The organism is Microbispora triticiradicis (assembly GCF_005864065.1).
In the GTDB taxonomy this organism is placed as follows: Bacteria; Actinomycetota; Actinomycetes; order Streptosporangiales; family Streptosporangiaceae; genus Microbispora; species Microbispora triticiradicis.
The window spans coordinates 326,189-352,135 of record NZ_VANP01000007.1; the positions used below are offsets into that span (position 1 = coordinate 326,189).

The 25,947-nt window shown below is 72.4% G+C and carries 22 protein-coding genes; 14 read left to right on the top strand and 8 right to left on the bottom strand.

The genetic code is table 11. From position 1 onward, the window contains the following. Positions 1-189 precede the first annotated feature (189 nt). A complete protein-coding gene (locus FED44_RS20460) occupies positions 190-2,256 on the top strand; it encodes an AfsR/SARP family transcriptional regulator (protein ID WP_138461705.1) in 2,067 nt (688 codons plus the stop codon). Here FED44_RS20460 and FED44_RS20465 read toward each other — a convergent pair. Further along, positions 2,234-2,884 carry a S26 family signal peptidase gene (locus FED44_RS20465; RefSeq protein WP_138461706.1) on the bottom strand — a complete coding sequence of 217 codons (651 nt, stop codon included), beginning with the start codon at positions 2,882-2,884 and terminating at the stop codon, positions 2,234-2,236. The genes FED44_RS20460 and FED44_RS20465 overlap by 23 nt on opposite strands. Before the next feature lie 259 nt (positions 2,885-3,143). On the opposite strand from FED44_RS20465, the gene FED44_RS20470 reads away from it, so the two are divergent. Genes FED44_RS20470 through FED44_RS20485 form a run of 4 tightly spaced genes read left to right on the top strand, consistent with a single transcriptional unit; the run spans position 3,144 to position 6,356 of the window. Continuing rightward, a complete protein-coding gene (locus FED44_RS20470) occupies positions 3,144-3,353 on the top strand; it encodes a hypothetical protein (protein WP_111699192.1) in 210 nt (69 codons plus the stop codon). Between the two features lie 17 nt (positions 3,354-3,370). Next, on the top strand, positions 3,371-3,931 hold the full coding sequence (locus tag FED44_RS20475) for a MauE/DoxX family redox-associated membrane protein (protein ID WP_111699194.1): 561 nt from the start codon (positions 3,371-3,373) through the stop codon (positions 3,929-3,931). Between the two features lie 36 nt (positions 3,932-3,967). After that, complete coding sequence (locus FED44_RS20480) at positions 3,968-4,510, top strand: peroxiredoxin family protein (RefSeq protein ID WP_111699196.1); 543 nt, start codon at positions 3,968-3,970, stop codon at positions 4,508-4,510. A gap of 1 nt (position 4,511) precedes the next feature. Further along, the gene (locus tag FED44_RS20485) at positions 4,512-6,356 is read left to right on the top strand and encodes an ABC transporter ATP-binding protein (RefSeq protein WP_138461707.1); all 1,845 of its coding nucleotides are present in this window, start codon (positions 4,512-4,514) and stop codon (positions 6,354-6,356) included. 18 nt (positions 6,357-6,374) lie between these two features. Here FED44_RS20485 and FED44_RS20490 read toward each other — a convergent pair whose 3' ends face one another. After that, a complete protein-coding gene (locus FED44_RS20490; protein ID WP_138461708.1) occupies positions 6,375-7,166 on the bottom strand; it encodes an SDR family oxidoreductase in 792 nt (263 codons plus the stop codon). A 97-nt stretch (positions 7,167-7,263) separates the two neighbouring features. Here FED44_RS20490 and sigJ point away from each other — a divergent pair, with 97 nt between their 5' ends. After that, positions 7,264-8,148, top strand: a complete 885-nt coding sequence (gene sigJ / locus FED44_RS20495; RefSeq protein ID WP_208759087.1) for an RNA polymerase sigma factor SigJ — start codon at positions 7,264-7,266, stop codon at positions 8,146-8,148. 60 nt (positions 8,149-8,208) lie between these two features. Here the strand turns inward: sigJ and FED44_RS20500 are convergent, their stop codons facing one another. From FED44_RS20500 to FED44_RS20525, 6 genes are all read right to left on the bottom strand, one after another. Beyond that, complete coding sequence (locus FED44_RS20500; RefSeq protein WP_138461709.1) at positions 8,209-8,640, bottom strand: SRPBCC family protein; 432 nt, start codon at positions 8,638-8,640, stop codon at positions 8,209-8,211. Between the two features lie 214 nt (positions 8,641-8,854). Next, a complete protein-coding gene (locus FED44_RS20505) occupies positions 8,855-11,800 on the bottom strand; it encodes a LamG-like jellyroll fold domain-containing protein (protein ID WP_208759088.1) in 2,946 nt (981 codons plus the stop codon). Between the two features lie 319 nt (positions 11,801-12,119). Continuing rightward, positions 12,120-12,941 carry a carbohydrate ABC transporter permease gene (locus FED44_RS20510; protein ID WP_111699207.1) on the bottom strand — a complete coding sequence of 274 codons (822 nt, stop codon included), beginning with the start codon at positions 12,939-12,941 and terminating at the stop codon, positions 12,120-12,122. After that, on the bottom strand, positions 12,938-13,963 hold the full coding sequence (locus FED44_RS20515; protein ID WP_111699209.1) for a carbohydrate ABC transporter permease: 1,026 nt from the start codon (positions 13,961-13,963) through the stop codon (positions 12,938-12,940). Before FED44_RS20515 ends, FED44_RS20510 begins: the two co-directional genes overlap by 4 nt. A gap of 119 nt (positions 13,964-14,082) precedes the next feature. Then, entirely contained in the window at positions 14,083-15,369 is a 1,287-nt protein-coding gene (locus tag FED44_RS20520; RefSeq protein WP_111699211.1) for a sugar ABC transporter substrate-binding protein, read from the bottom strand. A 188-nt stretch (positions 15,370-15,557) separates the two neighbouring features. Beyond that, positions 15,558-17,549 carry a glycoside hydrolase family 127 protein gene (locus FED44_RS20525; RefSeq protein ID WP_138461711.1) on the bottom strand — a complete coding sequence of 664 codons (1,992 nt, stop codon included), beginning with the start codon at positions 17,547-17,549 and terminating at the stop codon, positions 15,558-15,560. Positions 17,550-17,786: 237 nt separating this feature from the next. Between FED44_RS20525 and FED44_RS20530 the strand changes: the two genes are divergently transcribed. The 8 genes from FED44_RS20530 (at position 17,787) to FED44_RS20565 (ending at position 25,943) form a co-directional block, all read left to right on the top strand. Further along, positions 17,787-18,803, top strand: a complete 1,017-nt coding sequence (locus tag FED44_RS20530; RefSeq protein ID WP_111699216.1) for a LacI family DNA-binding transcriptional regulator — start codon at positions 17,787-17,789, stop codon at positions 18,801-18,803. 166 nt (positions 18,804-18,969) lie between these two features. Next, positions 18,970-20,028, top strand: coding sequence for an ABC transporter substrate-binding protein (locus tag FED44_RS20535; protein WP_138461712.1), 1,059 nt, complete (start codon positions 18,970-18,972; stop codon positions 20,026-20,028). 16 nt (positions 20,029-20,044) lie between these two features. Then, the gene (locus FED44_RS20540; RefSeq protein WP_138461713.1) at positions 20,045-21,130 is read left to right on the top strand and encodes an ABC transporter substrate-binding protein; all 1,086 of its coding nucleotides are present in this window, start codon (positions 20,045-20,047) and stop codon (positions 21,128-21,130) included. 50 nt (positions 21,131-21,180) lie between these two features. Then, a complete protein-coding gene (locus FED44_RS20545; protein WP_244302102.1) occupies positions 21,181-22,005 on the top strand; it encodes an ABC transporter ATP-binding protein in 825 nt (274 codons plus the stop codon). A gap of 13 nt (positions 22,006-22,018) precedes the next feature. Further along, complete coding sequence (locus FED44_RS20550; RefSeq protein ID WP_111699222.1) at positions 22,019-22,834, top strand: ABC transporter permease; 816 nt, start codon at positions 22,019-22,021, stop codon at positions 22,832-22,834. 25 nt (positions 22,835-22,859) lie between these two features. Then, entirely contained in the window at positions 22,860-23,543 is a 684-nt protein-coding gene (locus FED44_RS20555; protein WP_138461714.1) for a class II aldolase/adducin family protein, read from the top strand. Between the two features lie 28 nt (positions 23,544-23,571). Beyond that, positions 23,572-24,810, top strand: coding sequence for an LLM class flavin-dependent oxidoreductase (locus FED44_RS20560; RefSeq protein ID WP_138461715.1), 1,239 nt, complete (start codon positions 23,572-23,574; stop codon positions 24,808-24,810). A gap of 356 nt (positions 24,811-25,166) precedes the next feature. Next, the gene (locus FED44_RS20565; protein ID WP_111699228.1) at positions 25,167-25,943 is read left to right on the top strand and encodes a class I SAM-dependent methyltransferase; all 777 of its coding nucleotides are present in this window, start codon (positions 25,167-25,169) and stop codon (positions 25,941-25,943) included. Positions 25,944-25,947: the final 4 nt, after the last annotated feature.

Genomic DNA, 25,947 nt, shown 5'->3' on the forward strand with positions numbered 1-25,947 from the left:
GCTGGAGGGGCCTCACCGGTCCTGACAGGGCGCGGAGACGCACCGGGTCGGCGCTCGCGACGGGGGCAGCGCTGACAGCCACCGGGCTCTGGAGCCGCCGGGGGCTCCGGAGGCGCCGGGGAGGGCGGGAGGGACGGGAGGAGCACGCCGGGGGCCTCGCCGATCGCGACGGCCGAAATCACGGGGGTGATGGTGTTCGAGTTCGACGTTCTCGGGCCGCTGCGGGTGAGCCGTGACGGAGTTCCCGTGCGGCTGGGCGCGGCCATGCTGCGCCGCCTGCTCGCGACCCTGCTGTGCACGCCGGGCAGGCCGGTGGCGGTGCCGGCGCTGGTCGAGGCGCTCTGGGACGACGATCCGCCGCGCAGCGCGCACAAGACGCTGCAGATCTACGTGCTGCGGCTCCGGCAGGCGATGGGCGATCGCGACCGCGTCGTCCACGGCCCCGGTGGTTACGCCGCCGCCGTCTCGGAGTCCGAACTCGACGCGCTGCGGTTCCGGGAGCTGACGGCGGCCGGACGGGCCGCCAGGAGGAACGGGGACCCGGCGAAGGCGGGCGCGTTGTTCCGGCGGGCGCTCGGCCTGTGGCGGGGGCCCGCCTTCGCCGACGCCGGAGACGGGGCGCTCGTGGCGGACGAGGCGCGGCGGCTGGAGGAGGAGCGGCTGCTGACCTGCGAGGAACTGGCCGTGGCCGACCTGGCGTGCGGCCGCCACGCGGAACTGGTCACCGGCCTGACCGAGATGGCCGCGCTGCATCCGTACCGGGAACGGCTGCACGCCTGCCTCATGCTGGCCCTCTGCCAGGCCGGGCGGCAGGCCGAGGCGTTACGGGTCTACCAGCGGGTGCGCACCATGCTCGGAGAGGAACTCGGCGTGGAACCCGGCCACACGCTGCGGCGGGTGCACGAGGCGGTCCTGCGGGGCGACACCGGCGATGACAGCCGTGATCGCCGTAATTATCACTGCGGCGATCACGGCGGTGCGCCCGGCTCGGTCGCCGCACTGCTCCTCGGGCCCGAGGAGGAGCCGTACGGGGAGAGCGCGGGGTTCCCGTACGCCCTCCGCACAGACACGGCGGACCAGGCCGGTGCGGAGGACGCCGGGCCCGTGGTGGCCGCGCCGTGCCATCTGCCCCCGGACATCGGGGACTTCACCGGACGTCACGAGCTGGCCGATTCGCTGCGGCAGTGTCTCACCGGTGCGCAGGACCCGCCCGCGACACCGGTCGTGGCGCTGTACGGCAGGGCGGGCGCCGGCAAGACGACGCTGGCCGTCCACGTCGCCCACAGCCTGGGGGAGGTGTTCGCCCACGGCCGGCTCTACGTCGACCTGCACGGGACCCGCCCGCGGCCGGCCGACCCGGCCGATGCGCTGGCGCGTCTCCTGACCGCCCTCGGCGTGGCCGCGCGGGCGTTGCCGGACGGGCTGGAGGAGCGCGGGCGGCTGTTCCGCGCCGTCCTGGCCGACCGCCGCGTACTGGTGGTGCTGGACGACGCCGCGAGCGAGGAGCAGGTCAGGCCGCTCCTGCCGGGCGGCCCGGGCTGCGCCGTGCTGGTGACCAGCAGGCGCAGGCCGGCCGGGCTGAGCGCCCGCGCCGTACGCGTCGACGCGCTCGGCCCGGCGTCCGCGGCGGCGCTGCTCGGGCGGATCGCCGGACCGGAGCGGGTCGCGGCCCGGCCCGCGGTCGTGGCCGAGATCGTCCGCCTCTGCGGCCACCTGCCCCTGGCGGTGCGGATCGCCGGGGAACGGCTCGCGCAGCGCGAGCACTGGAGTCCCGAACACCTGGCCGACCGCCTGGGGGAGGAGCGGCGGCGCCTGGACGAACTCGTCGCGGGCGACCTGTCGGTGCGCGCGAGACTCGACGCCGACTACCGCGTGCTCGGCACGCCCGCCAGGCGGGCGCTGCGGATGCTCGGCCTGCTCGACGTCCCTGAGTTCGCCGCGTGGGTGCTCGCGGCGGCCCTCGACGTCCCGGTACGCGAGGCCGAGGCGTACGCCGACCTGCTCGTCGACGCCCAGTTGCTGAGCTGCGCGGCCGACGACGCCGGCGGCCGGTTCCGCTACCGCTTCCACGACTTCGTGCGGGCCTACGCCCGGGAACGCGCCGAACTGGAGGAGACCGGCGGCGACCGGGAGGAGGTGATCGCCCGTGTCCTCGGCGCGTTGCTCGCCGTGGCCGAGGCGGCGGAACGCGGCCTGCCGGAACACGTGGCCTCCGCCGTCCCGGGCGGCCCGATCAGCGGGACAGGCTGCGGATGACCACACCGAGCACCTCGTCGGTCCGCAGGTAACCCCAGCGCCGGGAGTCCATGCTGGCGGGGCCGTCGCCGAGGACCACCAGTCGTCCGGCCGGGACCAGGTCTCCCGCCGCGGCACGCACACCCGCTAGCACCTGGTCGGGCACCCTGTCACCCGGCACCGCGGCGATCCGCTTGATCAGCCACGACGTCCCGCCCAGCCGCGCCACCTCCGTCGCCGCCCCGCCGTACGGCGAGCGCCCGCCGTTCGGGCCGGCGTTCGTGTCGCCGGGGAAAGGGGAGCCCGACCCGTGGGCCGAGCCTGGGCCCGTGCCGTCGCCTGAGCCGGGGCTCGCGCCGTCGCGCGTGCCTGGGCCGGTGCCGTCGGGCGAGCCGGGGCCCGTGCCGTCGCGGGAGCCGTGCCGGAAGACCACGACCTGGCCGCGCCGCAGGGCCGTGCGCCCGCCGCGCCGTACGAGCACCCGGTCTCCCGGCCGGTATGCCGGGACCATGCTCGTCCCGGACACCCGGACGACGACGAAGCGACGCCGGGCGAACAATCCGGCCACGACCCCGGCGACCAGCAGCCCGGCGACCAGCGGCCCGGCGACCGCTGCCGAGGCCGGCAGCGGAGTAACGAGATGTCGCATGGCCACCCTCCGGACCCCGTCAGCCGGTCCCGGCCCCCCCCCGGCCGGGCCGGATCCCGTACGGCCGGCCCCGCACGCCCGCGGATCCGGCACGCCGCCGACTCTGCCCGGATCCGGTTGCGCGCCGGTTGCGCCGCGCCTGCGCGGTGCCTGCGCCCGGGCCCGGCCGGCCGCGACCGCGGCGCAGGTCGCACCGCGCATCCTCACAGGGCGGGCGGCCTACCACGCCCGCGAACCCCCTCCGAAGGGAGCAACACACATGATGCGGACGCTGAACCGTCTGGGAGACCGGATGCTCGAGCGGCTCCTTCCCGCCGCCGAGGCCAAGGCGGACCGGTGTGTCGAGTACTGGCCTACGGGCGGCTGCAACCGCTACAAGGACTGCTACCCCAACCCCACCGGCTTCCTGTGCATCACGTACTTCCGCAGCAGCTGCAGCGGCGCCTGGCAGAACATCGGGTACTGCTGAGGCCGGCTGACAGGTTCGTGATCCACGCCGTCATGGTCTACGCCGTGCTGACCGTCCGGCTCGTGCTGGCGGGGGTCTTCCTGGTCTCCGTCCTCACGAAGCTGCGCACGCGGCGGGCTTTCGGCGAGTTCACCACGGCGGTACGGCGACTCGGCGGCCTTCCCACGCCCCTCGTCGCGCCGGCCGCCGTGGTCGTCGTCGCCGTCGAGGCCGGAACCGTCGTCCTGCTGGCGGCGCCCGGTCTCGACGGCGACGCCACCGCCGGCCTCGTCCTCGCGGGGGCCCTGCTCCTCGGCTTCGCCGTCATCCTGGCGAGAGCCCTGCGGCGGGGCGCGGCCGGACCCTGCCGGTGCTTCGGCGGGTCGGACGAGCCGATCGGCCTCCGTGACGTGGCGCGCAACGGCGTGCTCGTCGCGTGCGCGGCCGCCGGGGTGGTCATGACCTCCGCCGGGGCGGGCGCGTCCGCAGGGACCGGCGCGGCCGTCTCGCCGGCCGCCGCCGCGCTGTGCCTGCTCGGGGCCTCGGTCGCCGTCGGCGCCGTCGTGCTCCTCGACGACCTGCTCGACCTCCTCCGCTGACCACCGAAGCCCTCTCCGCTGTCGAAGGGAACGCCCATGGCCGTCCTGGTCGCCGCCGTCATCGTGCTCGGCGGGCTCGTCCTGGTCAATCTCCTCCTGACCGCCGCCGTCATCAGGAAACTCCGGAAGATCACCAAGGAGCTCCCCGCGGGGAGGGCGCGGGACGGCTTCGGGCTCCCGGTGGGCGCCGAGGTCCCGGCCTTCTCCGCGCTCACGGTCGCGGACACGAAGGTCACCACCGACGACCTCGCGGGCGGGCGCACCCTCGTCGGGTTCTTCAGCACCGACTGCCGGCACTGTCTGCCGAACGCGCCCGGCTTCGCCGCCACCGCCCGCGACGCCGCGGCCGACGGCGTACGCAACCTGGCGGTGGTCGTCGCGGGGGAGGAGGAGCCCGCCGGCCTGCTCGACGCGCTCGGCGACGCCGTCACCGTCGTCGTGGAGAACGAAGGCGGCGCGCTGACGGACGCGTTCGCGGTCGCGGGGTTCCCGTCGTTCTTCCTGGTCGGCCCGGACGCGACCATCGCCGCCAGCGGCCACGAGCCGGAGTCGCTGCTCGCCGCGCCGTCCCTGACCTGACATGGCCGATGTGAGGGCGCGGCTCGGGCCGCTGCGACCCACCCTGGCGCTCGTCTGGCGGGCCGGGCCCGGGCTCGCCCTCACCCATCTCGCCATGGCGGTCCTGGGCGGCGCCTCTCCCGTCGCCATCACCTGGCTCACCAAGCTCCTGATCGACCGCCTGACCACCGGCACGGGCCCGGCGACGGCTCCGCTGGCCGCCGCGATGGCCGCACTCGGGGCACTGACCGCGCTGCTTCCCCATCTGTCCGGGTACGTCCAGCAGGAACAGCGGCGCCGTATCGCCTGGCGCACCAGCGACGAACTGTTCACCGCCGTGTGCCGCATGCAGGGCCTGAGCAGGCTGGAGAACCCCGGGTTCCACGACCGGCTCCAGATGGCCCAGCAGTCCGCGCAGACCGCGCCGCAGCTCATCACCGAGTCGGCGCTCGGCGTGCTGCGCGGCGGTGTCACCATCGCCGGGCTCCTCGGCGCGCTCGCCACGCTCAGCACGCCGCTGGCCGCCGTCGTGGCCGCGGCGGCCGGACCCGAACTGGTGATGCAGTTGCGGCTCAGCCGCCGCCGCGCGCACCTGCGCTGGGAGGTGGCCCCCGCCGAGCGCCGCCGGATGTTCTACCAGGCGTTGCTGCTCGACCATCAGGCCGCCAAGGAGATCCGGCTGTTCGGGATCGGCGGCTTCCTGCGCGGACGCATGCTGACCGAGCTGGCCGCCCAGCAGCGGGCCGAACGCCGGGTGGACCTCGCGGCCGTCCGTTACAACGGAGCGCTCACCGCCCTCAGCACGGTCATCGCGGGCGCGGCGCTGATCGTCATGGTCTCCCGCATCGCGGCGGGGCAAGCAGGCATCGGCGACCTGGCCGTGCTCACCGCCGCCCTGGCGGGCACCCAGTCGTCACTCTCCGGCATGGTGATCCAGCTGGCCCACCTGAACGAGGCGCTCGTCCTCGCCGGTCACTACACCCATGTCGTCACCATCGGGCCCGACCTGCCGGAGCCCGCCACCGGTGGCGGCGTCACGCCGCTGCGGCGCGGCATCGAGCTCCGCGACGTGTGGTTCCGGTACGACCCCGACCATCCGTACGTGCTCCGCGGCCTGAACCTGACCATCCCGTACGGCCGCAGCGTGGCCCTGGTCGGCCTGAACGGCGCGGGCAAGAGCACCGTCGTCAAGCTGCTGTGCCGCCTGTACGACCCCGAGCGCGGCAGCGTCCGCTGGGACGACGCCGACGTACGGGACCTGCGGATCGACGACCTGCGCCGCCGGATAGGGGCCGTGTTCCAGGACTACATGGCCTACGACCTCACCGCGGCGGAGAACGTCGCCGTCGGCGACGTCGGCTCCCTCGACCGGCCGGAACGCCTCCACGAGGCGGCCCGCCGGGCGGGCATCCACGACAGGCTCGCCGGCCTGCCCCGCGGCTACGACACCATCCTGTCCCGGTTCTTCGCCGCCGACCCGGACGAGGACCCCGGCCAGGGCGTGCTCCTGTCCGGCGGGCAGTGGCAGCGCGTCGCCCTCGCCCGCGCCCTCCTCCGCGCGGACACCGCCGACCTGCTCATCCTCGACGAGCCCAGCTCCGGGCTCGACCCCGACGCCGAGTACGCCGTCCACCGGCGGCTGCGCGACCTCCGCGCCGGCCGTACGAGCCTGCTCATCTCGCACCGCCTCAACACCGTGCGCGGCGCGGACCACATCGTCGTCCTCGCCGACGGCCGGGTGGCCGAGCAGGGCACCCACGACGAGCTGATGGCGCTCGGCGGCGAGTACGCCCGCCTGTTCACCCGTCAGGCGGCCGACTTCCAGCTCGCTCGGCCCACCGTCTTCGGTTCACCGGCCGACACGTGACGAGACCCGGGTGCCGCGTCACCTCGCCCGCCCGGCGAGGAACTCCTCCCAGGTCCGCCCGCCCGCGCCGGCGCCGTCCAGGGGCAGGTTCGCGCCGTTGCGGAACGCGCGGGCGGCCCGGCCCGGAGCCGGCATCGGCATGACGAGCCGGCGCCTGCCGACGGCCTTCAGGTAGTCGCGGGCGAGATCCTCCATCGGATACACGCGCGGCCCGGCGACGTCGGGCACCAGACCGGCCGGCGCGCCGAGGGCCAGCCCGGCGAGCCGGGCCGCCACCTCGCCCGCGTCGACCGGCTGGAACCGTACGCCGGCCCAGGTCGGCAGCACCGGCGGCAGCGCGCTCAGCCGGCTCAGCGTCGTCCAGACGAACTCGTGGAACTGGGTGGCGCGCAGGGTGGTCCACGGCAGTCCGCTGCCCTCGACGATCCGTTCGGCCTCCCGCTTGGCGGCGAAGTAGCCGAACATCGCCCGGTCGACGCCGCTGACGACGGGGACGCGATCGGCGCCGACGACCGAGACGAACACGACGTGCGGCCCGTCCGCACGGGACGCCGCGCCCACCAGGTTGCGGGCCTTGACCTCGTCGCCCTTGGCGCTGCCCGCGCAGTGCACGATGGTGCCGGCGCCCTTCACCGCGGCGTCGAGCCCCTCGCCGGTCGACACGTCACCGGTCACGAACTCCACGCCGTCCCGGTGATCGCGGGCGCTCCTGCTGAGCACGCGCACGCGGTGGCCCGCGTCCCGCAGCAGCGGTACGACGAGCCGCCCGAGCGTGCCGGTGCCGCCGGTGACCAGGGTGAGCGAGGTCATGATGGTCAACTCCTCGGGTCCGGGGGCCCCGGTCACATCGGCCGGGCCCTCTGGGTCTACCAATGAGGGACACCGGGGCGGAGAGGAATGTGACGCGGTGGACGAGCGGGAGTGGCTGACGGAGCGTTTCGAGGAGCACCGCACCCGGCTGCGGGCGGTGGCCTACCGGATGCTCGGCTCGATGAGCGAGGCCGACGACGCCGTACAGGACGCCTGGCTGCGGGTCAGCCGCGCCGGCGCCGGCGGCGTGGAGAACCTCGGCGCGTGGCTCACGACGGTGGTGGCGCGGGTGTGCCTCAACGTGCTGCGTTCCCGTGAACACCGGCGCGAGGAGCATCTGGGGGTACGTGTGCCCGACCCGGTCATCGATCCCGAGTCGGGGGCCGACCCCGAGCACGAGGCGGTGCTCGCCGACTCGGTCGGGCTCGCGCTGCTGGTGGTGCTCGAAACGCTCTCTCCGGCCGAGCGGCTCGCGTTCGTGCTCCACGACATGTTCGCGGTGCCCTTCGAGGACATCGCCACGATGATCGACCGCTCCCCGGCCGCGGCCCGGCAACTGGCGAGCCGCGCCCGGCGGCGCGTACGGGGACAGGCCCCCGCCCCCGATCCCGACCTCGCCCGGCAGCGTGCGGTCGTCGAGGCGTTCCTGGCCGCCGCCCGCGACGGCGACTTCGACGGGCTCGTCGCCGTGCTCGCCCCCGGCGTCGTGCTGCGGTCCGACGGCGGCGTCGCGCGGGCCCGCCACAGCACCGTCGTCACCGGGGCGCGGGAGGTGGCGGCGCAGGCGGCCGTCTTCGGCTCGCTCTCGCCGTACGCGCGACCGGCCCTGGTCAACGGGGCGGCCGGAGTCGTCGTCGTGGCGAACGGCCGGCCGCTGTCCGTCATGGCCTTCACCGTCACCGGCGGGAGGATCGCCGCCATCGACGTGCTGTCCGATCCCGAACGCCTGGCCAGGCTCGACCTCACCGTCCTCGGCGACTGAGCGCCGCCACCGGCCGCCGTTGAGCGCCGCCGGCCGGGCGGAGTTCGTCCCGGTGCCGGCTCAGCGGCCGGAACCCGCCTCGCAGCGGCGCTTGAGGCTCTCCGCCTCGGTGCGGACGTACCTGCGGGTGCGCCCGCCGGTGAGCAGGCCCACCAGCGGCGCCAGCGGGCCGGACTGGGCAATCGTGAGAAGGACCGACACCCCGCCGCCCGGCCGGGGCGTGAGCACGTGGCCCGCGACCGTGACGACGCCCCCGCTCGCCGCCCGCCACGTGAAGGACGCGCCGTCGGTGAACTCCGTCACCTCCCAGACCATCGGGGGAAGCGCGGGTTGTTTGATCCGTACGCGGACGCCGGGCCCCAGCGGGCCGTCGACGGCGTACGCGACCCGGGTCATGGTGGGGAGGAACTCCGGCCACCTGACGACGTCCGTCAGGATCCGCCAGACCCGTTCCTGAGATGCGTCGATGTCGACGCCGGTCTCGAACCGCATCGCAGTTGCCGCTCCTTCTCCGTACCGGAGCCGCGCGGGGGGCCGGGCCCGCGTCGGACCACCGTGGCTCACGTCACGATGATCACACCTTGTGCCGGCGGTGCCGCACCCGGGCCGCGACCGGCTCGCCCCGGCCGGGGCCGGGGTGAGCCGGTCGCGGGAGGGCCGGGCGCCTGGAGGACGCCCGGCCCGCGATATCAGCCGGTCGGCCTCGTCAGACCCGCTTCCACGGGCCGTTCGGGTCGCCGGGCGCCTGGTTGCGGCTGTACCACTTCGCCTGGTAGACGACGCCTTGGTACTCCGCCCGGTCTCCGGTGAGGAAGATCCGTGACGGGGTCCACACGGGGGTGCCGTCCGCCGTGGACACGATCTGCTGCCAGGCCCCGTACGGGTTGCCGGGGATCTGGTTCCTGGAGTACCACGAGTTGAGCCAGACGGTGCCCTGGTAGGTCACCTGGTCACCGGTGTGGTAGATCGTGCTCGCGGCCCAGGCCGGCGGGTTGTCGATCACGATGGAGACGGTCTGCTCGGTGGTCAGCCCGTTCGTGCCGACCGCGTCGATCCTGAGCTGGTAGGTGCCGTTCGGATAGGCGGTGGTGTCGACGACGAGGTCGGGGTGGAGCCCGTCGTCGTGACTGCCGGGCGCCTTGGTGTTGTCGGTCAGCGCGACGCCGTCGCGGACGAGCGCGATGGTGGTGTGGGCCACGTCGGACGCCTCGCCGCCGAGGTCGACGGTGAAGGTCGGCGTGCCGGAGACGGAGGCGCCTTCCGCCACCGAGACGTGCTTGATCGTCAGGTAGGGCGCGAGGGTCCAGAAGTGGTCCGGGACGCTGGCGTCACTCGTCGCGGGTGCCGGGCTGGCGACGAGGGTCGCGTTGCGTCCGTTGCCGGACGAGTCCGCGACGGCCGTTCCTCCGTTCTCGTCGAACGTGTAGCGCAGGACGTCGCCCGCGCCGGCCTGCCCGGCCGCGAGGGCGGCCACCTCGGACGCGGTCAGCGCGCGGCCGTAGACGTTGAAGTCGTCCACCGCGGCAGCCAGGTAGGGGTCCCCTCCGTACTGCGAGCGGCCGATCCAGTTCTGGGTGGTGGCGCCGAGGTTGGCGGGGCGCCTGGTGACGCCGGGGTTGGTGCCCACCACCTGGTCGTTGACGTAGAGGGTGCCGGTGGTGCCGGACACGGTGACCGTCACCAGCGACCAGGTGTTGAGCGGGAGCGTCGTGGTGGAGCTGATCTGCTGCTCTCCGCCGGCGCCGCTCGTCGTGATGGCGAACCGGAGCCCGGTGTTCTTGTTGAGCGTCAGGAACATGTAGGCCGACGTGCCGGTGCCGAAGTCGAACACCCGCGACCATGTCGAGTTCTTGGCCGGGTTGACCCACGTGGAGACCGTGAAGTCGCCCGTGACGCCGCTCACCGCGCCCCGCGGCACGTTGACATACTGGTTGGTCCCGGACAGCGCGACGGCCTTGCCGAGCTTGCCGGCCACCCGGGTGCCGCCGATGCCGGAGGACGTGACGGTGGTGTCGTTCCACTGCACGACCTGGGCGCCCGGGTCCTTGCTCATGCCGTCGACGGCGAGCACCAGACCCGTGCCGTAGTTGACGAGCTGGTTGTGGCCCTTCCCGTCGGGGACGACCTGCCAGAGCTGGGTGTTGCCGCCGGTGTCGGTCTCCACGACGGCGGACGCGCCGTTGCCGGACGAGGCGTCCTTCACCCCGAGCACCAGGCCGCCGGCCGCGTTGACCACCTTGTACAGGCCGGAGCCGGTGGAGACGAGCTTCCACCTCTGCGTGGCGCCGCCCGCGGCGGTGGCCTGGTTCACCAGGGTCCCGGCCGACGTCCCCGCATCGTGGGTGTCGAGCGCGAGCCCGCTGTTGAGGTTGGTGATCCGATACGTGTTCTCGAGGTCGGTCGCCGTGCCGGCGCCGCTGATCACCAGGTGGTAGGCGTCGGCGGAGCTCATCGCCACCGGCACGGTGATGGACCCGTCGGTCACCTTGTAGACGGTGTCGGAGATGGTGATCGGGCCGGCGACGGGGTTGGTGCGCCCGTACGACGGGGTGTACTCGAGCGTGGCGTGGACCGTTCCGCCCAGGTCGAGCTTGTCCAGCCCGTCGACCTTGACGGCGGTGGCGCCGCTGCCGCCGCCGAAGACCACGCTGACCTGCTTCTTGTCGGCGGGCACGGCGGCGGCGCCGTCGAGGCCGGTCGTGGCGTTGGGCGGGGTGGTGGTGACCATGTCCCCGCTCATGTCGGCGTACCACTTGTAGAGCCAGTAGGCGCCGTTCGGGCTTCCGCCGGTGCCGGTCAGCAGGTCGCCGAGCGCGCCGTAGCCGTTCCAGAACGCGAGCTCGGCGTCGTGGATGCCGTATCGCTCGAACTTCGCGATGTACCCCACCAGGGAGCCCGGGATGCCGACCTCGGAGGGCGCCGCGTACTCCTCGATGGAGATCGGGCGCGGGCTGATGCCGAGGTCCTTCATGATGGCGTTGACCTTGGCGAGGTCAGTCACGATCTTGCCCGAGTTGATCAGTTCGTGCCAGGCGAGGATGTCGGGGACCGTGTCGGTCGCGACCGCGTTCCTGAGGAACTTCTCCATGTCGTTGATGTTGTCGGAGAAGCTCGGGCCCTGGATCGGCGTGGTCGGGTCGAGCGACCGCACCTGGCGGAAGGTCTTCGTCCAGAAGTCCTCGTAGGTGCCGTTGGACGCGAGCCAGGTGTTGTCCGACTCGTTCCACAGCTCCCACGCCGCCATGTTCGTCGCGCCGGAGGCCTGGACGGCCTTGACCTGCTGCTCGACAACCGTCGGCCACGTGTTCCAGCTGAACTGGTACGGCCAGCCCGCGTAGTAGTCGGACAGGCGGTTCACGACCTTCGCGCCCGCTCTGGCCGCCTTGTCGGCGACCACCAGCACGTCGCCCTTCGCCTGCTGCCTGCCGCCCACGGCCATCTGGACGAACGTGTTCGGCTTGATGGCCTTGACCAGGGCGTCGGAGGGCGTCGCGTCGTCGGCGAGGCCGTACAGGGACCCCGTCGCGACGTGGGTGACCGGGCGGAAGGGCTGGTCGGCCTTCACCACGAGCGTGGCCGCGGGGGCCGGGTCGGCCGACGCGGGCGAGGCGGGGAGGGCGGCCCCCGCGGCCGCGATGGTGAGCGCGGCCACCAGAACCGCTGCCTGGTGGGAAGTGCCCTGGCGCCGGTTCGGGCGAAGGCGCGGGGCCGATGCCCTTTCCGGGGGGGATGCCGCTCGAGACATGCGTACTACTCCTTTGCGTTCGTGAACGAGGGGGTCGTTCACACTTGCGTTACGCGTCGTCTCGGAGGGGCCGGGCCGTATCAGCCGGACGATGTTATCGCTAACATCGTCACGCATGATGCGGCACGTCCTCCAAGAGGGCGCGTGGCTCCGGGGACCGTTCGGCCCGCGGGAAGCAGGGGATCGTCGAGGATGGCTTGCGAGGTGGCCGGGCGGAGGGGACTCCTCAGTCCTTGACGGCGCCGGCGGTGACTCCCGCGGCGACGTAGCGCTGCGCGAGGACGAGGAGCACGGTGGCGGGGATCGAGGCGATCACGGCGGTGGCCATGATGGCGTTCCACTGCTGGTTGTTGTTGCCGATGTAGTGGTAGATGCCGAGCGTGATGGGCTGGTGGTCGCCGCCCTGGTCGAGGGTGCTGGCGAAGACGAAGTCCGACCAGGCCCACAGGAACGCGAACAGCGACACCGTGATGACCGCGTTGCGGCTGACCGGCAGCACGATCGACCAGAACGTCCGCAGCGCCCCCGCGCCGTCCACCCGGGCGGCCTGCAACAGCTCCTCCGGGATCCCGGACATGAACGTCGTGAAGATCAGCACGGCGAACGGCACCGCCAGGGTGGAGTCGGCCAGGATCAGCCCCGGCACGGTGTTCAGGACCCCGGTGCTCAGGTAGATCGCGTAGAACCCCATCGCCATGATCACTCCGGGGATCATCTGCGCGACCAGCAGCAGGAAGCTCAGCACGCCGCCGCCGCGCGGGCGCAGCCTGGCCAGCGAGAAGGCGGCCGGAGCGGAGATCACCAGGGTCAGCGCCACCGTGCCGAGCCCCACCACGAGGCTGGTGGCGAGGTAGGGCCCCTGCTGCTCCAGCACGGCCCGGTAGCCCTCCAGCGTCCCGTTCACGGGGAACCAGTCCGGCGGCGACTTGCGCATGTCCTGGTCGCGGGTGAACGACACGTTGATCATCCAGTAGACCGGGAACAGCATGAGCGCGGTGAACACCACGCCCAGGCCGGTGTGCCACCAGGTGCGCCGGTTCGCCGTCATGCCAGTGCCTGCCTTCGCTGTACGCGGATGTAGACGAGGCCGGAGACCAGCGCGATCACGATCAGCAGGTTGCCGACCGCCGCGCCGGGGCCGAAGGAGGGCAGCAGGTTGCCGAAGCCCAGCCGGTACGACCAGGTGGCCAGCGTCGTGGACGCGTCGCTCGGCCCGCCCTTCGTCATGATCCAGATGATGTCGAACACCTTCAGCGTGTAGACCAGCCCGAGCAGCAGCGTGATCGCCGAGACCGGCCGCAGCAGCGGGAAGGTCACCCGCCAGAACCGCTGCCAGCCGCTCGCGCCGTCCAGGGCCGCCGCCTCGTGGATGTGGGACGGGATCGCCTGCAGGCCGCTGTACAGCACCACGAGGTTGAACGGGATGCCGATCCAGATGTTGGCGATGGTCACCGACCACAGCGACCAGTCGGGTGAGGTCAGCCAGTTGACCGGTCCGATCCCGAACGCGTGCAGGACGGCGTTGACCACACCGGAGTCGCTGTTGAGCATCCACGACCAGGTCGAGGACGACACGATCAGCGGCAGCAGCCACGGCACCAGGAACAGCGCGCGCAACGTGGCCGACAGCCGGAAGTGCCGGGTGAAGAACACCGCCAGGGCGAGCCCGATGGTGAACTGGAAGGCCAGCGACACCAGGGTGAACACCACCGTGTGCCACAACGCCGGTCCGAAGGTGGCGTCGCCCACGGCCTTCGCGTAGTTCGCGAGCCCGGTGAACGGCGCGTCCCCCTGCACGAACGACCGTACGGTGTAGTTACGCAGGCTCAGGTCGACGTTCCGGTACAGCGGATAGGCGTAGAACGCGAGCAGATAGATCACCACCGGCGCGAGGAACGCCCACGCCGTCCACTGCCCGGCCGCACTCTTTCCTGGCGCGCTCTTTCCCGGTGCCCGCTGTCCCGGCCGCCGTACGATCCGGCGGAGGGCGCCCCCGGCCGCCCCGGCCGGTGCCGGTTCCCGCCCGTCGTCCGCCGTGGGCGCGGCCGGCGTCTGTGTCGCGTGTTTCATGCTTTCCTTCGTCTGACGTCCGCGGGACGGGGACGTGCGCGCGGGTTTGCTCCTGGGGCCCGCGCGCACTGTGCCTGCTCGATGCGCGCCTGCTGACTGCGTGCCTGCTGAGTGCGTGCCTACTGGGTGGCGCTCGCCGCCGTGCCCTGGGCGGCCGTCAGCGCCTCCTGCGGCGGCTGTGATCCGCTCAGCGCGGCCTGCATCGCCTTCCACATGGGCTCGGAAATCTTGGGGTACTTCGTGCCGAGGTTGTCGCTGGTGCGGCCCTTGGCGGCCTTGACCGCCTCCACCCACACCTTGAGCTCCGGGTTCTGCTCGACCTGCTTGGCCTGCACCGCCTCCGTCGGGGCGATGTACGAGAGCGTGGTCGTGGTGTTGAGGGAGTTGTCCGTGCTGGCCAGGCAGGTCACGAGCTTCTGCGTCGTCGCGTAACGGGCCGCGTCCTTCTGCGCGGGGATCGTGACGAACTCGCCGCCGGTCGGCGCGGGGGCGGTGCCGCCGTCCTTGGCGGGGATCGGGATGATGCCGTAGTCGAAGCCGGCCTTCTTGGCGTTGGCGAGCTGCCAGGTGCCGTTCTCGCCGAAGGCGAAGTCGCCGGTCGCGAACTCCTGCCAGCTCGTGGTCTGCGTGTTGTTGATGACGGAGTTGGGGGCGTACCCCTTCTTCACCCAGTCGGCCCACAGCGACAGCGCCGCCACGCCCTGGGGGGAGTCGAGCTTGGTGAGGTTCGCGCCGGAGCCCCAGAACCACGGCAGGAACTGGAAGCTGCCCTCCTCGGTGCCGATCGCCGAGAACGTGATGCCCTTCTTGCCGGCCGCCTTCACCTTCTCCAGCGCCGCCGTCAGCGACGCCCAGTCCTTGATGCCGTCGGCCTCCACCCCGGCCTTCTTCAGCACCTCCTTGTTGTAGTACAGCGCGAGGGTGTTGGCTCCGATCGGGATGCCGTACGTCTTGCCGCCGATCTGGCCCGCCGCCAGCAGGTTCGGCGACACGGCCGAGGTGTCGATCTTCGTCTCGTCCGTCGAGGTCAGCACCCCCGCCTCGGCCAGCGTCGAGACGACCGGGTTGTCCACGATGAGCACGTCGGGCGAGTTGCCCTGCTGCGCCGCGAGCAGCGCCTTGTTGGTCAGGTCGGTGGTGTCGTAGCCGGTCCGCTTGACGGTCACGCCGGCCTGGGTGCCGCACTGGGTGAGCAGCTTCACCCAGTCGGAGGAGTCGTCGAACTGCGGGTACGGGTCCCAGATCGTGTAGGTCCCGCCCCCGGCGGCCGCCTGGCTCGCGCCCGCCGAGGCGGTGTCTCCGTCACCGCCGCCGGACGACCCGGAGCACGCGGTCAGTCCGCCCGCGAGGGCGAGAGCCGCCAGGCCCAGGCCGGTGGCGCGCCGGCCCCTGTCGAGGCTTTCCATATCGTTCTTCCTTTCGACGGCCGGCGTCCGGCCGATGTCATCTCTTCCACCGGCGCGGGTCCGCATTCTGCGCCTGAGGGGGGAGAGCAGGAGGTGAAGCGGAGCCACCCGCCCCGAGTCCGGCGAGGCGAGCCGCGGGCGGTTCCCATCGGCTGTCGCGGGCCGCGTGCCAGGCGCGGCCCGCGCGGTCATCCTGAGGCGGCGATCGGAATCCAGACCCGCATCGGGCCCTCGCTCCGGTTGCCCCACAGGAAGTACGGCACCGCCGTGAGCGTGAAGGGGGTGCCGCGGCGCCCCCTTCCGCTCGCGGCGGTGTAGAGCGCGTCGCCGGTGTCGGCGAGCGTGCCGCCGGCGGTGAGCACGACCGGAAACTCCGGCAGGTCCTCCCGGCGGTCCGCGACGGCCGGTGCCGCGGGGTCCAGCCGCACGTCCTCCATGACCGCGCCGGGCGGCAGGTCGGCCTGCTCCAGGCAGTACACGAGCGGCCCGCGGGCCAGCGCCACGCAGCCGCGTACGGCGTCCACCCGTGGGTGCGCGCTCACCTGCCGGACCGGCATCTCCAGATCGAGGACGACGTTCGTGCCCGGCGCCCAGGCCCGGGTGAGCCGTACGTAGCCGTCCCGGACGGGGGCTATCACCGGGCCGCCGTCGATGCGTACGGTGTGCGCTTCGCACCATTCCGGCACGCGCAGCGCGAGGGTCCAGGGGACGGCCGCGGCACCGTCCAGGGTCAGCTCGATCCGGCCCCGCCAGGGATACTCGGTGCGCATGTCCACCCGTACGGCGGAGCCCGCGACCTCGGTGTCCACGCTGCCCGAGGCGTACAGGTGGATCTGCAGGCCGTCCTCGTGTGCGGTGGCCAGGTAGCCGTGCAGGGAGGCCATCAGCCGGGCGATGTTGGGCGGGCAGCAGGCGCAGGTGTACCAGGGCAGCCGCCGTGCCGCCGACTCCTCTCCGGCGCCCGTGTGCCCCGTGCGCAGCTGCAGGGGGTTGGAGTAGAAGAAGTGCCTGCCGTCGTGGGACACGGCGACGGCGACCGCGTTGTACAGCGCCCGTTCCATCTCGTCGGCGTACCGCGCGCGGCCGGTCGCCAGCAGCAGCCGCCAGTTCCACTGGAAGCTCGCGATGGCCGCGCAGGTCTCGGCGTACGCCCGGTCCGGCGGCAGTTCGTACGGATCGCCGTACGCCTCGTCGCGGTGGCGCGACCCGTGCGCCCCGGTCACGTAGGTGCGCCGGCGCACGGCGTCCTCCCACAGTCGCTCGGCGGCGTCGAGCAGTGTGCGGTCGCCGGTCTCCACGCCGACGTCGACCATCCCGGCCAGGAGGTAGAGCTGGCGTACGGAGTGCCCGGCGACCTCCGCGGCCTCGCGTACGGGCACGTGGTCCTGGTAGTAGACGGGGCCGAACCGGCCGGGCCCGAGCAGCCCCCGTCCGCGCAGGTCGAGGAACCGGCGGGCCAGGTCCAGGTAGGGCCGGTGCCCGGTCAGCCGGTACAGCTCGGCCAGGGCGGTCTCGATCTCCGGGTGCCCGCAGACCTCGTCGGCGCCGCCCGGCCCGAAGCGCTCCACCAGCAGGTCGGCGAAACGGCGGGCGACGGTCACCAGGCCGGGACTCACACCGGTCCTGGCGGCGGCCACGGCGGCCTGGATGAGATGGCCGGCGCAGTACAGCTCGTGGCTCCACTCCGGCTTGCGCCACCGGTCCTCGGGCGCGGCGACGGTGAAGTAGGAGTTGAGGTAGCCGTCCGGCTGCTGGGCGCGGGCGAGCAACGCGGCCGTGTCGTCCACGAACGACCGCAGCCCGGCGTCACCGGGTGAGCGCCCGAGCTCCCAGGCGGCGGCCTCCAGGGTCTTGTGGACGTCGGAGTCGGCGAACCACATGCCCGCGAACGCCTCATCCGCCTCTCCCGCGGCGGCGCGAAGGTTGCCGATGTTCCCGGCACCGTGCAGGTTGTCCACGCAGTGCGGGAGCGTGACCGCGGCGTTGCGCCGCTGCCACCGCCCAAGCAGGCCGTCCGGATCGAGACGGACCTGGTCCGGACCCAGCGGCCACAGCGCGGCGATCGCCCCGGGCCCCGGAGCGACCGGCCCCGTGGCGCCGTCGGGGACGGAGGGGGCCGGCGCCTGGATCGGGTGGACGCCGGGAGCGGCGGGTGTGTCTGACAGCTTCTGCTGAGTCATGCCTCAATCTTTCGTGCGACAGGGACGTCCTTCACGCCGCCGAGGACCTGTCCCGGTTACGGCGAGGAACATGCAGCAGGAAAAAATTAGGAAAGAAGGAAAACGATTGCCGTCACGGTATCCAACCTGGATCAGGACCGTCAATAGCCTGTTTCCACGCTGTTACAGTGACCTTGCGGCCGATTGCGGGGCCTATAAAGTGAGGCCCAGGCAACCGGCAAGGAAAGTGGGGGAAACGTGGGGAAGTCGGAGCGTCATGCCACGATCGCCGACGTCGCGGCGCTCGCCGGGGTGTCGGTGGGCACGGTCTCCAAGGCCCTCAACGGTCGCGGGTCGTTGCGCGAGGAGACCCGGATGCGGGTGCGCGAGGCGGCCAGGCAGCTGGCGTTCGAGGCCAACGCGGGTGCGCGGAGCCTGCACTCGGGACGCACCTACACGGTCGGCATGATCACCACCGACACGATCGGGCGGTTCAGCATCCCCGTGCTGATGGGCGCGGAGGACGCGTTGGGCGCCGGGGAGATGTCGGTCTTCCTCTGCGACGGGCGCGACGACCCCATCCGCGAGCAGTACTACGTCAAGACCCTCCTCAGCCGCCGGGTCGACGGCATGATCGTGACCGGCCGGCGCACCGAGGCGCGGGCGCCCATCGGCGCCAACCTGCCGGTGCCCGTGGTCTACGCCTTCATCAGCTCCTCCGACCCCCAGGACTGCTCGGTGGTCCCGGACGAGGCGGGCGGCGCGCGCAAGGCGATCGAGCATCTCCTGGCCGTCGGGCGCACCCGGATCGCCCACATCACGGGACCCGAGCACCACGACTCCGCCCGGGTGCGCGCGGCCGCGGCGACGGAGCGGCTCGCCGAGGCCGGGCTGTCCCTGGTCGCTCCACCGCTGTTCGGCGGGTGGAGCGAGGTGTGGGGACGTCAGGCCGTCGGCATCCTCCTGGCCGGCCGGACCGAGTTCGACGCCGTCTTCTGCGGCAACGACCAGATCGCCCGGGGCGTCTGCGACGCGCTGCGGGCCGCCGGGCGCCGGGTTCCCCAGGACGTCGCCCTCATCGGCTTCGACAACTGGGATGTCATGACCGAGGCCAGCCAGCCGCCGCTGACCAGCATCGACCTGAACCTCGAAGGGCTCGGCCGTTCGGCGGCCGAGATGCTGCTGGCGGCCATCAACGGCTCCCCCTCCCCGGGCCGCCACGCCCACCCGTGCCGGCTCGTGGTGCGGGAGTCGACCTCGGTGCCGCTCTCGTGACCGGTCCGGCCGCCCGGCCGTAACGGCCCGGCCGCGCCACCGCACTCGTTCCAGTGTCTTATTTGCGGCGACTTGCCTAGATCGTCCCTCCCAACCTAGTATTCCGGCAGAGTTACTAGGAAATGCCTGCCGCCCCTGAGGCGCGCAGTGCGGGAAGGGGCGCACCATGCCCACGACCACGCCCGCGACCCTGCCGTCCACGGCCCAGTCCGTGGACACCCTCTGGTTCACCCGCTGTCCGGTCCCGACGGCGAGCGGACTCGCCCACGCGCTCGGCTGGCTGGCCGGCCGCTACGCGGACCTGGGCGTCGACATCGGGGTCCTGCAGGACGCGCCCCTGGAGATCGCCAGGCACCACTACGACCACGACCTCGTCGGCCTGATCCGCGAAGGGGGGAACGTCCCCGCCATCGCGGCCCGCGCCGAGGGCGCCAGGACCCGGCTGATCGGGCTGACCTGGATCGACGAGGGACAGTCGATCGTGGTCCGCGGGGACTCCGCGATCGACTCGCCGGCCGCCCTGCGCGGCGCCCGGGTCGCGGTTCCCGGCTGGGCCGCGACCAGGGACACCAGCATGGCCCGCGCCATGGCCCTGCACGGGTTCAAGGGCGCGCTCGGCCTCGCGGGCCTGTCGCTCGACGACGTCGAGTTCGTCGAGCTGCCGCTCGACCCGGTGGTGCCTCCCGGGCGCGTCCGCGCCGAGCGGGCCGCGCCGCGCTTCCCCGAACTGGACGCGCTCGCCGCCGGCCGCGTCGACGCGGTGTACGCCAAGGGCGCCGCGGCGCTGGAGGAGGCCCGCCTCCGCGGCGCCGTGGTCGGCATCGACCTGGACGCGCTGCCTGCGCGGCGCTCCAGGGTGAACAACGGCACCCCGCGGCCGATCACCGTGCACGAGGACCTGCTGCGGTCGCGGCCCGAGCTCGTGGTCGAGTTCCTGGTCCAGTCGCTGCGCGCGGCCGACTGGGCGGCGGGCGACCTGGAGGGCGTTCGCGAGGTGCTGGCCGCCGAGACCGGCTCCGGCGCCGACGGGGTGCTCCTCGCCTACCGCGACGGGTTCCACCGCACCCTGCACCCCACGCTGGACGACGAGCGCGTCGACCTGCTGCGGACACAGAAGGCGTTCCTCCAGCGCCACGGCTTCCTGAGCGCCGACTTCGACCTCGACTCCTGGATCGACCCCGACCCGCTGCGGCTCGCGTACGAACGCGTCTCCCGGCGGGACTGACCCGAAAGGCCATGCAGTGATCAGCACACCCACGCCCGGCGGCCCCGGCTCCGCGGCCCGCCCCGCCGGACGTGCATCCGTCCGCCGCCTCGTGTTCCCGGTGGCGGTCGCCGCCCTCGGCGCGCTGCTGGCCGCCTGCGGCGGTCCCGCGGCGTCGTCCGAGACCGGGCAGGGCTCCGGGCAGGGAGTCGACACCGTCCGCGTCGGCGTCATCGCCGGATCGCCCCCCGGCGTGTACTCCGCTATCGAGAACGGGTTCTTCGCCAAGGAGCGCATCAAGGTCGAGCTCGTGACCCTCAGCGGCGGTCCCGCTCTGGTGGCGGCCACCGAGGGCGGGTCCATCGACATCGCCTGGGCCGACATCTTCGCCTGGACCTCCGCCATCCAGCAGGGGTTCAAGCTGACGATCATCAATCCGGCCAACGCCCTGAAGCCCGGTCAACCGGTCAACGTCATCGTGGCCAAGCCGGGCAGCGGCATCACCTCCGCGAAGGACCTGGCCGGCCGGAAGCTCGGCGTCCCGGCGCAGGCGCTGACCACCGTACAGATCAAGAAGTGGCTGGAGGACCAGGGGCTCGACCCGAACGGTCCGAAGTACACGACGGTGCAGGACCGCACCACCTCCGGCGGGCTGGTCGCCCAGGGCACGCTCGACGCGGCGGCCACCAGCGGGGCGTACGTCACCGCCTGGCAGGCGCAGTACGGCCTGACGGTGGCCGGCGCGTTCGACTCCGGCGTCCCGGACGGCGCGGCGACCTCCGGCTACGGCGCCAAGCGCGCGTACGCCGAGGCCCACCCCGACCTGATCAAGCGTTTCGTGCGGGCCGTCCGGCAGGGGGTGACCGCGTTCCAGTCGGTCGCCCCGCTGGAGCAGAACACCCTGCTGGTGAAGTACGGCGGCGCCGACGTCGGCAAGCTGGAGTCCAAGTATCCGGGCGCCCTGCAGAAGGCCTCGGCGGCGACCAGCGGCGAGTTGCGCGGCCCGTTCGACGTGGCGGCGGAGAACAAGTGGATCGAGATCGGCGCGCGGTACGGCGCGCTGAAGCAGGCGATCGACCTCACGCCCTACCTGTGGCCCACCGCCACGGCCGCCAATCCCTGACCTCACGACGAACGCTGGGAGCTCTTCGGATGGCGATTTCGACGACATCGGTGACATCCTCGGCATCGGCGGCATCGGTCGCGTCCCCGGCCGGCGGCGCCGGACGTCCCGCGCCCCTGCTGGAGGCCGAGGACGTCCGGATGACCTACCGCGGCCGGCGGCGCGAGGTCACCGCACTGCGCGACCTGTCCCTGCGCGTCGGCGCGGGGGAGTTCGTCGCCGTGGTCGGCCGTTCCGGCTGCGGCAAGTCCACGCTGCTGCGGCTCCTCAGCGGGCTGCTCCCCGCGTCGGCGGGGGAGATCCGGGTGGCGGGGCAGCCGATCGACGGGCCGCCGCGGCAGGCCCGCTGCGTCTTCCAGGACTACGCGCAGTCCCTGCTGCCGTGGAAGACCGTGGCGGGCAACGTCCGGTTCGGCCTACGGCACGCGTACGCGGCCCCGGCGGGGGACCACGACGCGCTGGTGGCGCACTACCTCGACCTGGTCGGTCTCGGTCACGCGGCCGACCGCTACCCCTGGGAGCTGTCCGGCGGAATGCAGCAGCGGGCGGCCATCGCCCGGGCGCTGGCCGCCGGGCCCCGGCTGCTGCTGATGGACGAGGCGTTCAGCGGCGTGGACGCGCTGAGCCGGGCCACGCTGCAGGACGTGATCCTGCGTGCCTGGGCCGAGGCCGGGGTGACCGTGCTGTTCGTCACCCACGACATCGACGAGGCCGTCTACCTCGCCGACCGGGTCGTGGTGCTGCACCCGGAGGGCCACGGCGTGCTCGCGGACGTGCGCACGGACCTGCCCCGCCCGCGCGAGCAGGTGACCACCCGGGAGCTGCCGGACTTCCTCCGGCACCGGCGCGACCTGCTGAACCTGGTGCTGGACTGAAAGGACGCGGCCGATGGCCACAGACTCCACCGTGACGACGCCCCGGCGGGCGGGCCGCCTGCCGCGCGCGCTGCGCAGCAGGTTCTTCGGCTGGCTCGTCTTCGCCGGCGTCCTGCTCGCCTGGCAGCGCTACGCCTCCACCCATCCGTCGCCCAGGTACGCCACCGTGACCGACGTCGCCGCCAAATGGTGGAGCGAGATCCTCGGCGGGCCGCTGCCGGCCGCGATCCTGCAGACGCTGCGCACGATGCTGATCGGATACGCGATCGCCGCCGTCCTGGCGGTGGCCGTCGGCGTGCTCATGGCCCGCGTGCGGTTCGTCTACGTGCTGGTCGAACCCCCGCTCGAACTGCTGCGGCCGATGCCGATCTCGGCGGTGATCCCGCTGCTCATCCTCTACCTTGGCATCGACGACGCGATGAAGATCAGTGTGGTCGCGCTGGCCGCGTTCTTCCACATCCTGCTGAACGCGTACTCGGGGGCGGGCTCCACCCCGCGCACGATGATGGACACCGCCCGCACCTTCGGGCTGACCTGGCGGCAGACCATGGCCGAGGTCGTGATCCCGGCCGCCGCGCCGGCCATCTTCGTCGGCCTCCGTTCGGCCCTCGCCGCGTCGCTGGTCATCTCGGTGGTGGTCGGGATGATCGCCGGAAACGACGGGCTCGGCCACCTTCTGATGATCCAGCAGCAGAGCTTCCTGGTGACCGACCTGATCGTCGGCGCGGCGACGATCGCGATGCTCGGCTACCTCCTCAACTTCGCGTTCCTGTTCGTCGAGAGACGGATCCTGCACTGGCACTTCGGCGCCACCCGCGCCCAGGACTGAGATCCACGAGAAAGAAAGAAGACCAATGACGTCGACACTGACGAGCCCCGTCCGGGAGGACGGCTGGCTCACCGCCGGAGAGGTCGTGCTGACCGGCGCCGACGCGGCCGTGCGCGCCGACCTCATCAAGGCCGTGCACCTGCTGCACCAGCTGGGCGCGCTGCGGAACCCCTACTCGGCCAACGCCAGCGTCCGGCTCCCGGGCTCCCCGGGGCATGTGCTGATCAACGCCAAGGGGCTGCCCGCCGACATCTCCGAGCAGGATTTCGGCGTGGTGACGCTGGACGGCGACCTGGTCGCCGGGAGGCTCGGCCCCGGGGTGCGGCAGGTCCTTCAGATGCACACCCTGGCCTATGCCCGCCCCGGCGTGCACGCGGTCATCCACACGCACTCGCTCCACGCCACCGCGTTCGCCCTGGCGCACCGGCCCATCCCGCCGAACTACGAGCCGCTGGTCAACCGCGGGCAGACGGTGGAGATCCCCTGCGCGCCGTACCGCGCGCGCAACAACGGAGATCTCGGCGCCTCGATCACCGCGCTCCTGGAACAACACCCGGACACCAGGGCCGTGCTGCTGGCCAACCACGGGCTGCTCGCCTTCGACGACGGCCCGCTGAGCACGGCGCGGCTGGTCGCCACGATCGAGGAGGCGGCGGCCCTGGAGATCCTCGCCGCACCCCTGGGCGGCTCGAAGCCGATCGTCCGATGAGCCGGAGCACGACAGCAGGAGCGAACTCATGACCGACCCCGGCTCCCTCCCGCCGCTCCCCGAGCGCCGCCTGGAGATCCTCTGGTACCTGATCGCGGGCGACGGCCGCTATCCCTGGGACCCGGCCTGGAGGCGCAGAGTCGACTTCGAGTACGTCCAGGCGTGGGCGAAGTCGATCGACGTCAACGGCTTCTACGGGGCGCTGCTGGCCACCCAGCCGACGAGCGGCATGGACCCCTGGATCACGGCGGCCTCGCTGGTCCCGACCACCCGGCGGATGAAGTTCGTGATCGCCGTACACCCCTCGGTGTACACGCCGACGTCGCTGGTCAAGCTCGCGACCACGCTCGACCAGAACTCCGGCGGCCGGGTCGTCCTGAACGTCGTCAGCGGCCACACCGGGCTGGAGGCCGCCGGCGTGCACCTCAAGCACGAGGAGCGGTACGAGCACACCGACGAGTTCCTCACCGTCTACCGGGCGCTGATGCGCGGGGAACGGGTCGACTTCGACGGTAAGCACCTCAAGATCCGCGGGGCCGAGGCGGCGTTCCTGTCCCTCCAGCAGCCGTACCCGCCGCTGTGGTTCGGCGGCGCCTCGCCGATCGCCCGCGACGTCGCCGCCAAGCACATCGACAACTACCTGACCTGGGGCGAGCCGCCCGCCGAGACCGCCGAACTGATCGCGGACGTCCGCGCCCGCGCGGCGCGGCACGGCCGGAGCCTCCGCTTCGGCATCCGCCTCAACCTCATCGTCCGGGACACCGACGAGGAGGCGTGGGCCGCCGCGCAGGACATGCTCGACCACCTGGACGACGACGTCGTCGCGCGGGTGCAGGCGGAGTCCGGGCGGCAGGAGTCGGTCGGGCAGGCGCGGCAACTGTCGTTCCACAAGGGCGTCAAACCCCGCTTCGCAAGGGACCTGGAGGTCTACCCGAACGTCTGGTCCGGCTTCGGCCTGATCCGGGGAGGTCCCGGGCTGGCGCTGGTCGGCAGCCCCGAGTCGGTCGCCGCCCGGATCCGCGAGTACCACGCCCTGGGGATCGACTCGTTCATCGTCTCGGGCAACCCGCTGCTGGAGGAGACCTACCGGTTCGGCACCCAGGTGATGCCGTTGCTGCCGGTGACGCACGACGACCCCGGAGCGCTGCGGCCCGCGGGCTACACGAGGCCCAAGCCCGCCGGTCCGCCGTCATCCGGTCCGGCACCGTCCGGTGCGTCACAGTCCGGTGCCTCACAGTCGGGTTCGCCGCTGGTCGCCGCCGGCTGAGCCCCGGAACTTCCCGGAACCGTCCGTACGCGGCACCGCCCTCCTCGTCGCGAAGAACGAGGAGGGCGGGCTTCATGCGGTTTTTCGCCATCACAACACCGGGCGGCTTTGTTGGCGATGGGCCGCGGGGTCGCGCCCGGCGAGGCGGGCGCTTGTGAGAAAGTCTCTCACGGCGGAATTCAACCCTCAGTGGCATCGAGGGCAAGAATTCACCGCGTTTCGCCCAAAATGCGGCGCACCCTCATTCGAGATCTCCGGGAATCCCGCCGCGGCCGCGAAATTCTTCCGGGCAAAAATTCCTTGATGCCGTACGTGAAACCGAATGACCTCGCCTGCCACGCGCCTACCGTTGGGGCATGCAGCGACAGCCATACGTGAAAAGGCCGCGGTCACGTCTCAGCTACCAGGTGGCCTACGCTCTGCGTCATCCCGCAAAGGTCTGGCCGCATCTGCGGCGGATGACCCGCGACACGCGGCTGCGGCTGACAACCGCCGACCACGTCTCGTACTACCGGGAGGTGATGCGGGCCGACATCGCGGAGATGAACGCGGACGCCGCGATCGGCAGTCACGGCAGGGAGAGCTGGCTGCGGATCGGAAAGCTGCAGTTCGACTACCTGGTCCGGCACGGGCTGACGCCGCGCGACCGCGTGCTCGACATCGGCTGCGGCAACCTGCGCCTGGGGTGGCGGCTGATCGACCACCTGGAGCCGGGCCACTACCACGGGATCGACATCTCGCCGGAGATCCTGCTGGCCGCCGCGGACACGGTCGCGCAGCGCGGGCTGCAGGCGCGGCTGCCGCACCTGACCCTGGTGAACGACCTGACCTTCGGCTTCCTCCCCGACGCGCACTTCACCGTGGTCCACGCGCACAGCGTCTTCTCCCACAGCCCGATCGAGGTGATCGACGAGTGCCTGCGGCACGTCGGACGCGTCCTGCACCCCGACGGCTTCTTCGACTTCACCTTCGACCGTACGGAGAAGGCCGAGCACCACGTGCTGCGCGAGGACTTCTACTACCGCACGGAGACGCTGGTGCGGCTCGCCGAGCGGTACGGCCTGAAGGCCAGGTTCATGGACGACTGGGAGCGGTCCCGGCACAAGCAGTCCAAGCTGCGCGTCACCCACTGAGGGC